The sequence below is a fragment of the Mesorhizobium sp. M6A.T.Cr.TU.017.01.1.1 genome, assembly GCF_004023115.1.
GTDB classification, from domain to species: Bacteria; Pseudomonadota; Alphaproteobacteria; order Rhizobiales; family Rhizobiaceae; genus Mesorhizobium; species Mesorhizobium mediterraneum.
In genome coordinates this window covers 1-14,116 of the sequence record NZ_RZTA01000140.1, presented here as the reverse complement: position 1 = coordinate 14,116, position 14,116 = coordinate 1, and the positions used below count along the sequence as shown (strand labels likewise).

Sequence of the window (14,116 nt, the reverse complement as noted above, 5' to 3'; positions counted from 1 at the left end):
TGGCGCCGCGCACAATCTCGGCGCCATAGGCACCGATATTGAGGCCGACGGATATGTAGCCGGCGGTGAAGTTCGGAAGCGTTATACCAAACAGCGGCAACACGAAGAAAATCCAATATAGCTGCACCAGCAGCGACGTTCCGCGGAAGATCTCTATGTATACAACGCTAACACTCCGGATAGGCCACTTGCTCGACAGTTTGCCGATGCCTGCGGCCCCGGCGGCAGCTACAGCGACCAGCGTAGCAAGCAAGAATTGCGCGCATGTGACCAAGGTCCCCTGTAAGAGCGCCTGGCCATAGTTTTGGAGAAACTCCAAAATTGACATTCGCCATCCTGCGTCAGACACGGCCGGGAGGCAAGCCTCCGGCCGTGTCTGGGCGGGGTCAGCGGTTGGCGCAAACCCACTCCGCACTCTTGTCATTTGGTAGCAGCTTTGCGTCGTAGCCATAAGGCTCGACAGCCTTCATCATCTCGGGCGTACCGATGTATTTTTTCTGAGCCTCGTTGAACTTCTCCACAAAGTCCTTGTCCGACTCTCGGAAGGCTATGCTGACCCAGTTTTGAGTTGATTCCGGCATTGCATCCGGGTCGGTTACGTCAAGTTTTCCACCCGATTTGCCAGCCACAGATCGAGACAACAGGTATCCCGATGCCCCGGCATCTGCTCGTCCCGCCTCGACCGCTGCAAGAATTTCTGTCTGTCCCGGCACTTGCATGATTTGATCTTCCGGAACTCCTGCCTTTTTCGCTTGCTCTATATTACTATATCCTATGCCGGTCACCATAGTCGCCCCCTTGGCTGCGATATCTGCATAATTGTGCAGCCCTTTAGGATTGCCAGCTTTGACGATAAGCGCGTCGGTCACTTTCGCCAAAGGCTCGGAAAATGTAACGCTTTGGCACCTTGATTTAAGGATGTAGAGCCCCCCCGTAGCCATATCAAACCGTCCAGACTGCAGTCCGGGTATAAGTCCGCCCCAATCTGTTACGACGGTCTCTACGTTTTCGTAGCCCATCTGCTTAAGGACGCCGAGAGTAATCGCGTTTACAAACCCTACTGGGTGACCATTACTGTCCGGAAAGGCGAACGGCTCTTCGTTCGCGAAGCCGATGCGGATGGACTTGCCGCTGGCGATACGGTCGGTTAGTTCTCCTGCGTGGGCCTGAAAAGCGGCAAGCGCCACGGCAAGGCCCAAGCCAGCCGCAATGTATGAAAGTCTGATCTTCATTTCTCGTTCCCTTCTTATTTGTTGAATTATCCAGCAGCCCGGGATGGGCGTTTCCAGCTTTGTAGAAGCGTCTTTTTTTGCAGAAGCTGATCTCCTATTTCGTTGAGTAACAAACCGGTGTTGGGCGATTGCCGCATAGTCCGGGCCCGCTAAGGCGTTATTCGAAAAGTTGATGGGCTAATAATCAGTCGATAACGACCAAGCGGCGCTCCACATCGCAGAAGCGCTGGCCGCCCTTCGCTGTGACCACGAAAGGTTCTGAGATCGCTGCGCCAAAATCGTCGAGCCACACTCCGGATTGGAAGTGGAAGCACATTCCTTCCTGCAATAGCGTTGTTTCACCCGCGCGGATGCTGATAGTGCGTTCGCCCCAGTCCGGCGGGTAGCCAACACCGATTGAGTAGCCGACGCGGCTGTCTTTGCTGTAGCCATTCCGTTTCAGTGTACGTTGGAACACGGCGGCTACCTCTTCGACGGCCACGCCCGGTTTGGCCGCTTCGAGTGCGAGGTCGCCGCCTTCAACGATCACGGAGGCCAGACGCGAGATTTCTTGTGGCGGCTGTCCGACGTGAATTGTGCGGGTCAGGGGCGCGTTATAGTGGCGACGTGCCGCGCCAAGCTCCATCACCACTAGCGCTGACTCGGGGATCGCCTGGCCCGTCCATGTGAGGTGGCAAGTGCTCGTCCCCTCACCAATTTGGATTAGGGGACACAGACCAGTGTAGTCGCCGAACTTGCCCTCACCCAAAATCTGATTGCGGTAAATGTCCCCTACGACCTCATAGTCGCGAACCCCCGGCTTGAGCTTCGCAATCGCCTCTCGCATAGTTCTGCTAATGATACGACCCGCCTCTCGCATATAGACGAGCTCGGCTTCTGACTTGACGAGCCTCGCCCAGTTTACAAGTTCCCGACTGTCCGAGATCTTCGCATTGGGCAGGCCTCTAACAAGGTGCTGATGGGCCCGCGCGGTGTAATAGTGAGTGTCGAGCTCGACGCCGATGCGATCGGAACTCCACCCTTTGGAATTGATGAGCCCGCATAAATCATCGAAAGGATGATTTTCCGGGTGATGAACCAAAGTCTCCGCGAATCCGAAGATGTTCTCGGCCGGCAAGTTTGTTGTAACGGTAGCCGATTTTGCGTCGATCGGGCGCCCGAACCAAAGAGGCATATCCTCGTTGACATGGACCAGCACTGCCTGCGGCGTGTAGAAGGACCAACTGTCGTAGCCCGTAAGCCAGTACATATTGGCTGGATCCTGGCAGATGAGGAGATCAAGACCAGCTTTTTGCATCCGCTTCTTCGTGTCCTGGACGCGCCGGTCGAACTCCTCACGCAGAAAAGGTTTTTGGTAGCTCATGCATATGATCCTTCTCGAAATTGAGCATGTGCGCTCTTGAGTTCGCCCAAGCTCATGCGGCCCAGGACAACCGCAGGCGACGCGCGGAAATCTTGATGCCCATTCTCGCACGTCCCGTTTTGCTTGTGTTGCGGGTGCTCAGACGAGCATTTGTCCCAAGGCATTCTCAGTCAAATGCAGTGTTTATATCGGCATCATCTCGCTTCGAGATGCCGGCGCCTGCAGACAAGAAATTGCGTGTTGAAGAATGCCGCTGGCTTCGACTAGAGACGCCCATGTCAGCTGACGCTGGGCCACCTGCACCCATCGTGCCCATATGGATGTTGTCTTCGGCTTGGGCACCGGCGCTTACGCCAATCGTGGCGGCGCAGGGCAGCCGGTATGCTGGGAACCACTGCCCAAGGTCCTGATATTGATAAGGGCGCCGGTTCCCTCGACCCCTGTCGGCACGTGCTGGCTCAGGAGGAAAAGCGCTTGCCCCTGGCGGCGGGTCAAGAGGCGCTTCTCGAGGCGGAGCGCTTACCAGCGAAGACGATGGCCGAGGTCGCCTAGGACTTTTCAACTCCCCTTGAGCACCCCCACCGCTCGGGTGCCGATCTCGGCGCGTTCCCGCTTCCGCTTACGTTGCACGGCAGCCCTTCAAGTCATCACCACATTCACCTGGTGCACTCTGCTGGAGTCACGCTGCATTGGGCCGCCTCACGGCGCAGAAATACTGCACTCCTGGTACGCAGATCAGCGGAAATCAGAGCATATCTGACAATATTTTATTGGCCACGACCAGTCCGCCTTAGCCCGCGCTTTGGCCCAAGCTCCAACAGGTTTCAAATGGCCAGCAAAGTACCATCGCATGTCGAATACGTTGTTATCGGAGGCGGCATTATCGGCCTCTCGATAGCCTATCACCTGACACGTCTCGGCCACCGGGACGTTCTGCTTCTGGAGCGCGACCAACTGACATGCGGTACGACCTGGCATGCTGCGGGCCTGGTGACGCAACTCCGCGCCAACGAAACCATGGCAAAGCTCGCTCAATACTCTGCGGATCTGTTCAGGGACCTCGAAAATCTAACCGGTCAGGCAACTGGTTTTCGGCAAACCGGCTCCATCACTGTCGCCGCGACCCAGGACCGCCTTGAAGAGCTTAAGCGCGGGTCTTCGATGGGCCGCTCGTTTGGCCTGGACGTGGAGATGATAAGCGCTGCGGAAGCCCAACGCCGCGTTCCGTTGCTCGATGTCAGTGATGTCCTTGGGGCGGCATGGATCGCTTCCGACGGGATGACCAACGCTATCGATACCGCCCGTGCCTTCGCAACTGGGGCGCGGCAGGGTGGAGCAACGATACTTGAGCGGACACCTGTCACACGCATCCTCGTCGAGAAGGGCCGTTTTGTCGGCGTGGAAACCAGTCAAGGAACAGTCCGTGCTGAACACGCGGTCATCTGCACCGGCCTGTGGACGCGGAATGTGGCTGCTGAACTTAACTGGTCGGTGCCATTGCAGGCGGCCGAGCACTTCTATGTTGTCACCGAGGCAATTCCCGACCTACCCCATGATCTGCCAACAATCCGCGATATGGACGCGCGCGTCTATGCAAAAGCGGACGCCGGCAAATTGCTCGTGGGTTTCTTCGAGGCCAAGGGCAAGCCTTGGGGCATGAACGGCATACCCCAGGATTTCAGTTTCGATTCGTTGCCCGAAGATTTCGACCACATCGAACCATATCTCTCTGCGGCCATCGAGCGCATGCCTATCCTGGCAGATGTTGGCCTTCAGCTGAATTTCAATGGCCCTGAGAGCTTCACGCCTGATAACCGCTTCCACCTCGGGCCATCACCTGAAATTCAAGGTCTGTATGTCGCCTCTGGATTCAATTCTTGCGGTATCGAATCCTCGGGTGGTGCGGGCAAGGTCATGGCAGAATGGATGTCGACAGGCTTGCCGGCTGGAGACTGCTGGGAAATGGACGTCCGTCGATCAATGCCCTTCCAGCGGAACAGGCGGTATCTGTACGACCGCACGGTGGAGGCGGTCGGGAACCTTTGGGCACTTCATCTGCCGCATAAGTCAGCCAAGACGGCACGCAACGTTCGCGTGTCCCCCCTGCACGACCGCCTGTCCGCAGTCGGCGCGAATTTCGGTGAAAGCGCCGGGTGGGAACGCGTTCAATGGTTTGGTGCGCCTGGATCGTCGAATGAAAACCAGGCAACTTTCGGCCGGGACGAATGGTTCGAGCGGAGCGCTGCTGAGCATACGGCCACTCGCTCCGGGGTCACTCTGTTCGACCAAACCTCCTTCGCGCATCTTTTGGTACAGGGGTCGGATGCCTTGGCGTTGCTACAGCGCTTGTCCACGAACGACGTCGACGTAGCCGTCGGCCGCGTCGTCTATACGCCTTGGCTCAACGAGCGAGGCGGTATGGAGTCCGACGTCACCATCGCACGCATAGGCGAGGAGGAATTTCTTGTCGTAACGGCGGCAATCCAACGCACCCGTGACCTCTCCTGGCTGCGGTTGCATGCCAAGGGAGCCGGCCACGTCTCGGTTGCAGATGTCTCATCCGGATATACCACCCTGTCCGTGATGGGTCCGCGATCGCGTGAGTTACTGCAGCGCGTCAGTCCTGCGGATTTTTCCAACGAGGCATTTCCCTTCGCAACGGCTCGTGAAATTGAGGTCGGGTATAGCCTCGCGCTCGCATTCCGGATGACTTTTGTCGGCGAGTTGGGGTGGGAACTTCACATCCCGACCGAACAAACACTAGGGGTCTACGACGCTCTGGTGGCCGCCGGCGCCGATCTCGGACTAGGCCATGCCGGATATGTTGCTCTCAACACGCTGCGCCTGGAAGCGGGCTATCGTGACTGGGGTGCAGATGTCGGTGATGAGGACACCCCCTTGGAATCGGGACTGGGGTTCACGGTTGCCTGGGACAAGCCTGACAATTTCATTGGACGCGCTGCACTGGAGGCCCAGCGCGGCAAACCTCTGCGCCGGCGGCTGGTCCAGTTCGCTGCCCCAAATGCCAAATCATTGATGTTCGGAACCGAGCCTGTCTGGCGTAACGGCAGCCTTGTCGGTTACCTTCGCTCAGCTGGTTTTGGCCACACTGTGGGCTGTGGTATTGGCATGGGGTATCTCAAGGCAGAAGCAGGGGTGACGGCTGATTGGCTGTCCGGAGGGTCCTTCGAAATCGAGATCGCTGGCGAACGCTATCCCGCCATAGCTTCTTTGCGGCCATTCTATGACGCCGGGCGCAGCCGCGTGAAGGGCGAGTGGCGTGCTGTAGAGGAGCTGGTCGCAAAAGAGCTCCTCAAGGCCTGAGACTAGACCGCGCAATCTTGGAGCGCTTCTGGTCGCTGGGCGCGCCTTGCCTCGGGTCGCGGGATAAAGATGTTGTTGTGCTACAGGCCAGCTTTATGCTGGCCCTCAATGGAAGCGGATCCCGATAGGCCCAAAAGACACGACGCAAGTTGCCGCCAAAGTATCAACGGCCCTCAGCTATGGGGGAACGGTACTGTGCTCTGGTTTGAGTAGGTCGAACGGCAGCCCATCGGCTTGTCTCGCAAGCCATGATCCGGTTTCGGGCCGCACACAGACTGTACTCGGCCAGGTGCGTGGAGGGACCGGCTACTTGCTCGGCACTCAGATTGCTCAGTTAGACGACGGAGCCGGATTGTCATGCCTCATGACGGCGCGGCCAGTAAGCTAGCAACGCTGCGTAACTATCTGATGGGCGCGCGGGCAAAGTTTAGGAGAGTAAGCAGCGCTAACTGGCCAAGCCGCCTTCCACCAAGTTGACCCAGTAGCCGATCCCGTAAGGGATTGCATTGTCATCAAAATCGTAGGTCGGATTGTGCAAGCCCGCGGTAGGTCCGTTGCCGAGGAATAGGAACGCGCCAGGTCGCGCCTGCAACATGTAAGAGAAGTCCTCCGAGACCATCACCGGCTTGACCTGTTCGTTGACCGCCTCCCGCCCCACAAGAGCCCGCGCGGCTGCGGCGGCCAATTCGGTCGATGCTGTATGGTTAAACGTCAACGGCTCGAGACGCCTATGCCTATATTCCACTTTAGCCCCGAAAGCTGCCGCGATATTTTCAGCGCAGACCTTGATTTGTTTTTCCGCAAAATCACGCAATGCTGGCGATAGGCTCCTAACGGTTCCGCCCAGCGTCACGGAGTCAGGTATGATGTGGTAGGATTCACTTCCGGTGAATTTCGGCACTGACACAACGAGCGCTTCCGTCGGATCGAGATTTCGGGAAACCAAGGTCTGGAGGGCCGTGATGATCTGCGCTCCGACCACCACCGGATCTATGGTAAAATGAGGCGTTGCGGCGTGTCCGCCCCGGCCGGTAATGGTGATGTCAAATTCGTCGAGGGCCGCCATAATCGATCCGTCGCGAATACCGAACCTGCCCACGTCAATGCCTGGCATGTTGTGCATACCGAAGACTTGGGAGATATTGAACCTGTCCATCAAGCCTTCTTGCACCATTCGACCGGCGCCCTGCCCGTCTTCCTCGGCGGGCTGGAAAATGAGCGCCACCGAACCTTTGAAGTTCCGCGCGGCGGAGAGATGCTTAGCGGCACCTAGCAGCATGGCGGTGTGGCCGTCGTGACCGCAGGCGTGCATCTTCCCCTCGATCTGCGAAGTCCAAGGCTTGCCGGTAGCCTCGACGATCGGCAGCGCGTCCATATCCGCGCGCAGGCCAATCGTCGGTCCATCCCCGCCTGCACCTTGGATCACCGCGACGACACCGGTCTCCGCGATGCCCGTCTCGATATGATTTATCCCGAAGGAAGCAAGCTTTTCGGCGACGAAGCGGGCGGTATTGTGCACGTTGTATCCAAGTTCCGGATTCTGGTGGAGGTGATGGCGCCAAGCGATAGCCTCATCATGAATATCCCGGAAATCATTGACGCTGCGCATTCTTGTCTCCTGCACCAAATTGAGCAGACCCTTGCCTCGGGTCTGCCAGCTCGAGCCACATCTGCGCCGCCGCTCTCGGGGGCATCCTAGATGGGCGGTTCCGCATCGTTTGTGCTATCGCTGGAAAGAGTCTAGGGATGAACCTCTACAGTCAAATGCATTGTGTGTATCGGCCCCATCTCGCATCGAGATGAGGCAAAATCCCGCGTTTGCAAAGGGCCTCTCGATATCGGCGGTCGGTTAGTATTCTTGGTTATTCGGCAAGGTTCCGGACGAGCCAGATTGATAGCGAGCTAAAATGACGGAGGTGTGCCCCGCGGCCGGTTAAACTTGCAGAACCCCCTGGACAAAACGTCACCTTCATTGCGCCCCCGTTCACGAAGTATGGCGTCAGACAGTTTCTCGGCAAGCATAATTGTTGGGATATTGGTATTTGCTCGCGGGCAGAATGGCATCACCGAAGCATCGGCGACTCTTAAACCCGATAGTCCATGAACGCGCCCAGTCGGATCCGTCACACTGTTTGGATCATGCGCAGATCCCATTTTGCAAGTTGAAGTGGGATGAAAGTTCCCAAAAACGTTTTGTCGTACGAAGCTATCAAGAAGCTGGTCACTATTTAGAAGGTCTGAGATGCTGCGACCATCAGTGATTGCAAACCTGATCAGGCTTCGCCGGAGCGAAGAGGAACTATCCATAAGGACTGCGAGAAATGAGGTGAGACCGTAGTTAAAACGGTTGTACTTGCCGATTCGCTTTGCTCGTCCAGTCCAGGTAGAAGGAAAGGGGTCAAGCGCCGTGTGCGCCAAGGCCTTATGATTTATCAGTCTCGCAACGAATCGAAACGCATTTTTCAATCGCTCAGCGTCGCGTTGGTCGCTCAACATATCGAAATTCACTTCTGGCTCAACGAGATGAGACGAACTCTTGAGCGAGACAGTTCCTGTCGAATAGACACGATTGACCCAGAAATTCAGTGTCCCTAAACGTTTGCCAACGGGGTGCCACGCAGATTTCGCCAGAACTGAGATGGCCATATCGGTAGGCGGGCAACCATCGTGACCGGATGAATACCGGGCATGCAATTGGATATATCCGGTCGCGGTCGGCAACATCCGATCCTCCGGTCTCAAGTACGCCGAGATGGCGACCCCGGCATGCTCCTGGAGATTTTTTCCGACTCCTTCAACATTTGCGACAACTTGAATGCCGACCTCTGATAAAATTCTTCCCGGACCAATACCGGATCGCATCAGTATCGCAGGCGAATGAATAGCGCCCGCACATAGAACAACCTCTGGGGCGCTATAAGATTGGCGACCAGCCTTACTCTCAGTATCCACGCCGGTTATTTGGCGACCTGAAAGGGTTAGTTTTACGACCGTAGTCTCTGACAAAATTCTGAGGTTCGGCCTAGCACGGACATTCTCGGGCAAATAGGCCATCGCGGCTGATACGCGGCGACGGTTGAGGTTTGTGAGTGGAACAACTGAGTGGCCGTCGCGGAACTCACCGTTGAAGTCTGGTCGAAAGGGTATATTTTCATCCTCAAAAGCCGTCGATACCGCATTGACGAATCCTGACCACTCTCGTTTGTCGGCCCGGCTAATCGGCAGCGGCCCGCTATTGCCGTGGAAGTGATCGCGAAAATCCAGATCGCATTCGAGTCGGCGGAAATATGGCAATACGCCTTCCCAGTCCCAACCCGTTGCCCCCGTGGACGCCCACTCATCATAATCGGCGGGGCCGCCCCGGTTGGCGACCTGAGCGTTGATACTGGAGCCTCCACCTATGACCCGAGCTTGCTCGTAGTGCACGCGTCTGTTGCCATCTCGGGCGATGGCTGCGGTAAGCGATGGCCATTGATACCGCTGATTGTAGTAAGCGCGTGTGGGGTTGCCGTCGAGAATATCGTCAGGAATTTCGTTCGGGGGGAAGTCAGGCCCCGCCTCGATGAGCAACACCTGACTGCCATTGGCCGACAATCTGTTCGCTAGGACGCATCCAGATGAGCCGCCACCTACAATTATATAGTCAAAGAGCAACAATTCCTCCCCATCCTGCGGCTGCAGGCTAGCACAATGTTGAAGCGAAGATCTGCGAATGGGACCGCCTTTCGGCGGGAAAGCGGCGATTGTTTACGAATTCCGCAGAAATCGCCATCCTGCTGGACTCCAACTAAGGGAGCCAATTCCCTCCGCTTTTAGGCGGTAAGGGAACTCATCTTATCAGAAGCCATGCGGGAAGAGTTTCGACACGCCCGATGAGCGGCAGGAAATCCGAAGCCTCGTCTAGTTTTTGCGGCCACTCTTTTCACCCGTTTTGGGTCTTCTAGTTTCGTCAACTGCTGCTGGTGGTCTCAAGCTGATTGCAGCGGCCCGCCTTTCGCCAATGCTATCTCGAGGCTGCGGCATCCCTAGGAGGGCTGACGCGTAGCGCGGTGGTCGGCAGCGCACGCGTCCGGCAACCGACGGCAGAGCGAGTGCATTCCGGATAGCTCATGCCCAGAGGTCGCGAGGACCGTGCCCCCGAGATCAGCAGGCCGGTGGCAAATGCGCGATCTGCGCACCTAGCTCATAGTAGCCTTCTCTGATGGCCCGAAAGGGGGCGCTCCGCGCCGAAGATACCGGCAGGAACATCCCGTCGAGCGGCAGCTCGCCGCTGATATGGCGGGCGAGCTCGCGGCCGAACACTGTGCCAGGCGCGATGCCTCGTCCGTTGAAACCCGTCAGCGCGATCATGTTTTCCGCTGGGAGGTGAAGGCGAGGCAGATGGTCGTTCGTCATGCCGATCCGGCCGTACCACTCGTGCTCCAACTCGACCTCACCGATCTGCGGGAAGAGCGCCCGGATACGCCGCCGCGCCCAGTTACGATGAATAGGGATTCCGGTGCCGCGGAGCGCGCCGACGCTGCCGACGATGAGGCGGCCGGCATTATCTGTGCGAAAGGCGGTCAGCACGGTGCGGGTGTCCCATGCGCCGTGCCCTTCGGGCAGAATCGTGTGGCGAATTCTGTGGCTCAGCGGCGCAGTCGCAACATGGAAGAAGGGGAGCACCACTTGCTCGCCACGCAGCTCGGGGAAGATGCGCGACGTGTAGGTGTCGGTCGAAAGAACCGCCCACTTCGCCCGGACGGTTCCACCTTGCGTGGCGAGCCGCCAGAGGCGGCCCTCGCGCCCGATGTGCTCGACCGGGCTCGCCGTAAAGACGGTCGCGCCGGCGGCAATCGCCGCACCAGCGAGGCCGCGCACATAGGCGAGCGGTTGGATCGTCCCGGCACGCAGGTCGAGGAGACCTCCGGGGAAGGCCGAGGTGCCTGTCTTGGCACGCGTCTCCCCGGCGTCGAGGATGTGCACCGGGGCGCCGAGCGCCTGCCACTGCCGAGCTCGCTCCGCGATCTCGGCAACGCCCTTCTTATCGGCTCCACAATGGATCGTGCCGGCCCGCTTCAGCTCGCACTGCAAGTTGTGCTTGTCGACGATCTCGAAGACGGTGCGTGGGGAATCGCGCAGCAAATTAAGCAAACGATCGCCATAGAGCGGACCGAGCGTCTCCTTCAGCGCCGAGGGCATAACCCAAAGGCCCGCATTCACCAACCCGGTGCTTCGCCCGGCGGCGCCAAAACCAATTTCGGCTGCCTCAATCACGACAACGTCCAGGCCCCGCTCGGCAAGGTGCAGCGCAGTGGACAACCCGGTGTAGCCGGCGCCGACGATCGCGACATCGGCGACGAGGTTGCCTCGCAGATTCTCCGTTGCAGGCGGCGGCGGAGCTGTCCGCTCCCAAAGCCCATGGGACCGTCTATCGTTCAGCATTCATCCGCTCTCATAAGGCTGGACGCTGGCTCAGTGCGCACACAACACAGGGCGCCCGGCAGGAGACTTAGCTCGCTGCCGGGCAGGTGCGCCTTGGGAGGAGGCGTATCTTCGCAAACGTTCTGAACCAGCCGCATCAGGCCCGCTTACAATAAGAGGACCGGACCGCTCAGAGCGCCCTTACTGAATGTAGCGCATGTAAATGGCCGATCTATTCGAATCTTCCGCGTTCACGCAGGAAATCGGCTTTGTGCGGCGACATGTGCATAAAAGCGGAGATAGGCGAGCGCGTCGGCTCTAGGAAGCAATGACGCCCGTCAGCATAATGGTCTCCTCGCGGATGGCCAATTCACCCTAGACCGCATCGTCTCCTGCACTCGATTTCACCAACATGCTGAGATGAGTACCTTTATCTGTCACCATCTCCGCACCAGGTGGAAGGTAAGGGGCCACAGCGTGTTTCGTTTCGCCAAGGGCAGAAACCGACGTGATCGACCAATCAATCAAGGCAACGGCGTGCTGAAGTATCGCGTCGGTCTGAGGGCGGCTCGGGGAAGCGGCGATGACGTGTCCGATCGTGTCTCGGTAATCGCCTTCCCTAACGATAGGTGTCTTAGGCTGAACATGCAATTTGACCTCCGAGACACCTTCTACGGCAGCCGCTCGACTGGCGCCATCAATCCAATCGAGGATGCCATCACCCTCCGGGAGGAGGAACTGAGCGCCCGCGACATGCGAACGCGTACTTCGCAAATCCGATTCTTCGCCGATAACCACTTTGATGTGCTCGGTAACTAGATCGATACCATAAACCAATTTAACCATTTGAGGACCGGGCGCACCAGCAATACGCGGATTGACCTCGATGACGACTGGGCCACGCCTTGTCCAGCGGAATCCAATGTTCGATGGCCCCCAGCCAAGGCTGAGAGCTTCCAAACAGCTTAGCGATACGTCGGCGATACGCTGCTGCTCGACGTCAGTAAGCACCGCTGGATAGGTGCACCCACGATGGACAAAATGCGGTGGGCGCCCGAAGTCAGCGCCGCCAATTCCAATGACCTCATTCCCCATTATGTCAGCCCAATAATAGGGGCCTTGTGCGAATTCTTCGACCAGTATCCTGGGCGAAGCCCGCCATTTGTGCTTCCCGCCCAACAGATGGATCGTGTGTTTTGCTAGTTCGTCGACGTCGCGGCACAATAGGACACCGCTGCTGCCGCTGCCCACGGCAGGCTTAAGAATTACCGGGAGGTTGATTTCCGCGGCACAGCTTTGTACGTCCGCGGCATTCGATGCTAAGCGATAGGCCGGCATAGGAACGCCGGCCTCCGCGAGGATCTGACGTTGAGTGAATTTATCGCAGCATCGTTCAATCGAACTGGGGTTCGGCCCTGGCAGAGCGAAGGATCGGCATAGCTTACCAACTGTAGCATAGGCTAACTCATCGAGACCCGTAAAGCCGGTGATGCCAGCAATATCATAAGTTGCACGCACCCGGGAACATTCCCTGATCAGGGCATCGAGGTTGTCCGTATCGACCCGGATTGTCTCCATATCGTCTGCTGCAAGATAATCGTACTGGGTTGGGTCAGCCGACAAGGTAATTGGATGAAGGCCAAGACGCTTGGCCGCTTTAACGTATAGCTCACCAGTACTTCTGTTGCCTTCAACCAGGATGAGAGCTCTTTTTGTCATTGCCGTCGATCTCCGCAGTGTGCAGTGCGACGGCCTGGGGGTAAACAGGCGTCGACTTGTTGTTCGGCCTGACGTCAGCCTCCAAGAGAAGCTACCATGCTCAGCGATCTGATCTCGCGAAGATTTTGTAAAGTTAGCTGAATGATTTGTTGCGATTTTTGACCACCCGGCTGGGATCCGGTTGACTCTCGCTGAATAGTCGCTGGGACGGTGCTTGCCTGTTTCCGGTTTTGGCCAGCAGCCGTCGGCGCGCTGATGAGGCCGTCGATGTCGCCGGCTACCGTACGCGCACTTTGACAGGACCTTCAACATCAGCAGATCACCGGTCCGCGAGCGGGCTAGATATCGACGAGGCAAAGCCAGTGGATGGAGGAGCAGGGCTCAGCGCCAATCAGCGACGCACGGATGACGCCGGGCATCACCTCGAGACTACTTAGCGGGCATGAGCACGCGACACTCCCTCGTGTCACCTTGCGCCCGATGCAGATCACGACGTCCTGGTCGATCGTCGCCTAGAAAGGGGCAAGCAGGAGACGCACTGGAATGCTTGGAATGCCCGCTCGCTGGCCGACGACACGACATGGGTAATCCTCGACCGGATGTTGTCCGTGAGGCTCAGCCGCAAGACCACCTCGATCTCGATGCACGCGCTGGACCGGTGGGAATATCCGGCGAGATTGACAACCTTGTGCCCTCCCGCAGCTTTCAGGGGAGTAGGGGGCTCATGCGCCTGCATCCGGCTTGGTTCAATTTTTCCAAATCGCAACTACGGGTTCTCAACATTTCTGAAAGTTACGACGAGAGATACTGTGCCGGTCGGGTGCTAGGTCAGCGTTCTGGTGCGCGATGTGCCCTGTGAAGACCCCAGACCAGCATCGACGACTAAACCTCCGCCGCAAGACTTCCCGACGGCGGATTGGCGACTAGCAATAACGATCGGATCGATTCACGGCGGGCTCGCTGTTGCCCGAACCAGACAAGGGTTGTGAGATCCGGATGCCAATATTTCTGGTCTGCACGTAGCCATCAAGGGCTTCCTGACCCTTTTCCCTGCCGTAGCCAGACTTCTTCACTC

General features: G+C 57.8%; 8 protein-coding genes. 1 reads left to right on the top strand and 7 read right to left on the bottom strand.

Translation table 11 applies throughout. The features are described 5' to 3' along the window. From EOB36_RS29670 to EOB36_RS29660, 3 genes are all read right to left on the bottom strand, one after another. Positions 1-328 (bottom strand): ABC transporter permease subunit (locus EOB36_RS29670; RefSeq protein WP_164897651.1); only part of this gene is annotated, 328 nt, incomplete at its 3' end. Between the two features lie 58 nt (positions 329-386). Then, a complete protein-coding gene (gene ehuB / locus EOB36_RS29665; RefSeq protein WP_128286278.1) occupies positions 387-1,232 on the bottom strand; it encodes an ectoine/hydroxyectoine ABC transporter substrate-binding protein EhuB in 846 nt (281 codons plus the stop codon). Positions 1,233-1,416: 184 nt separating this feature from the next. Beyond that, the gene (locus EOB36_RS29660; RefSeq protein ID WP_128286277.1) at positions 1,417-2,595 is read right to left on the bottom strand and encodes a M24 family metallopeptidase; all 1,179 of its coding nucleotides are present in this window, start codon (positions 2,593-2,595) and stop codon (positions 1,417-1,419) included. Between the two features lie 828 nt (positions 2,596-3,423). On the opposite strand from EOB36_RS29660, the gene EOB36_RS29655 reads away from it, so the two are divergent. Beyond that, the gene (locus tag EOB36_RS29655) at positions 3,424-5,919 is read left to right on the top strand and encodes an FAD-dependent oxidoreductase (protein ID WP_128286276.1); all 2,496 of its coding nucleotides are present in this window, start codon (positions 3,424-3,426) and stop codon (positions 5,917-5,919) included. A 445-nt stretch (positions 5,920-6,364) separates the two neighbouring features. Here EOB36_RS29655 and EOB36_RS29650 read toward each other — a convergent pair whose 3' ends face one another. From EOB36_RS29650 to EOB36_RS29635, 4 genes are all read right to left on the bottom strand, one after another. Then, complete coding sequence (locus EOB36_RS29650) at positions 6,365-7,528, bottom strand: M20 aminoacylase family protein (RefSeq protein ID WP_128286275.1); 1,164 nt, start codon at positions 7,526-7,528, stop codon at positions 6,365-6,367. A 293-nt stretch (positions 7,529-7,821) separates the two neighbouring features. Further along, positions 7,822-9,573, bottom strand: coding sequence for a GMC family oxidoreductase N-terminal domain-containing protein (locus EOB36_RS29645; protein ID WP_128286274.1), 1,752 nt, complete (start codon positions 9,571-9,573; stop codon positions 7,822-7,824). A gap of 489 nt (positions 9,574-10,062) precedes the next feature. Then, positions 10,063-11,343, bottom strand: a complete 1,281-nt coding sequence (locus tag EOB36_RS29640) for an FAD-binding oxidoreductase (RefSeq protein ID WP_128286273.1) — start codon at positions 11,341-11,343, stop codon at positions 10,063-10,065. Positions 11,344-11,697: 354 nt separating this feature from the next. Continuing rightward, positions 11,698-13,041, bottom strand: a complete 1,344-nt coding sequence (locus EOB36_RS29635) for an acetyl-CoA carboxylase biotin carboxylase subunit family protein (protein ID WP_128286272.1) — start codon at positions 13,039-13,041, stop codon at positions 11,698-11,700. Positions 13,042-14,116 lie beyond the last annotated feature (1,075 nt).

Coding starts and splice junctions, on each gene's coding strand:
- ehuB (WP_128286278.1), bottom strand. CDS start 1,232: ATGAAGATCAGACTTTCATACATTGCGGCTGGCTTGGGCCTTGCCGTG.
- EOB36_RS29660 (WP_128286277.1), bottom strand. CDS start 2,595: ATGAGCTACCAAAAACCTTTTCTGCGTGAGGAGTTCGACCGGCGCGTC.
- EOB36_RS29655 (WP_128286276.1), top strand. CDS start 3,424: ATGGCCAGCAAAGTACCATCGCATGTCGAATACGTTGTTATCGGAGGC.
- EOB36_RS29650 (WP_128286275.1), bottom strand. CDS start 7,528: ATGCGCAGCGTCAATGATTTCCGGGATATTCATGATGAGGCTATCGCT.
- EOB36_RS29640 (WP_128286273.1), bottom strand. CDS start 11,343: ATGCTGAACGATAGACGGTCCCATGGGCTTTGGGAGCGGACAGCTCCG.
- EOB36_RS29635 (WP_128286272.1), bottom strand. CDS start 13,041: ATGACAAAAAGAGCTCTCATCCTGGTTGAAGGCAACAGAAGTACTGGT.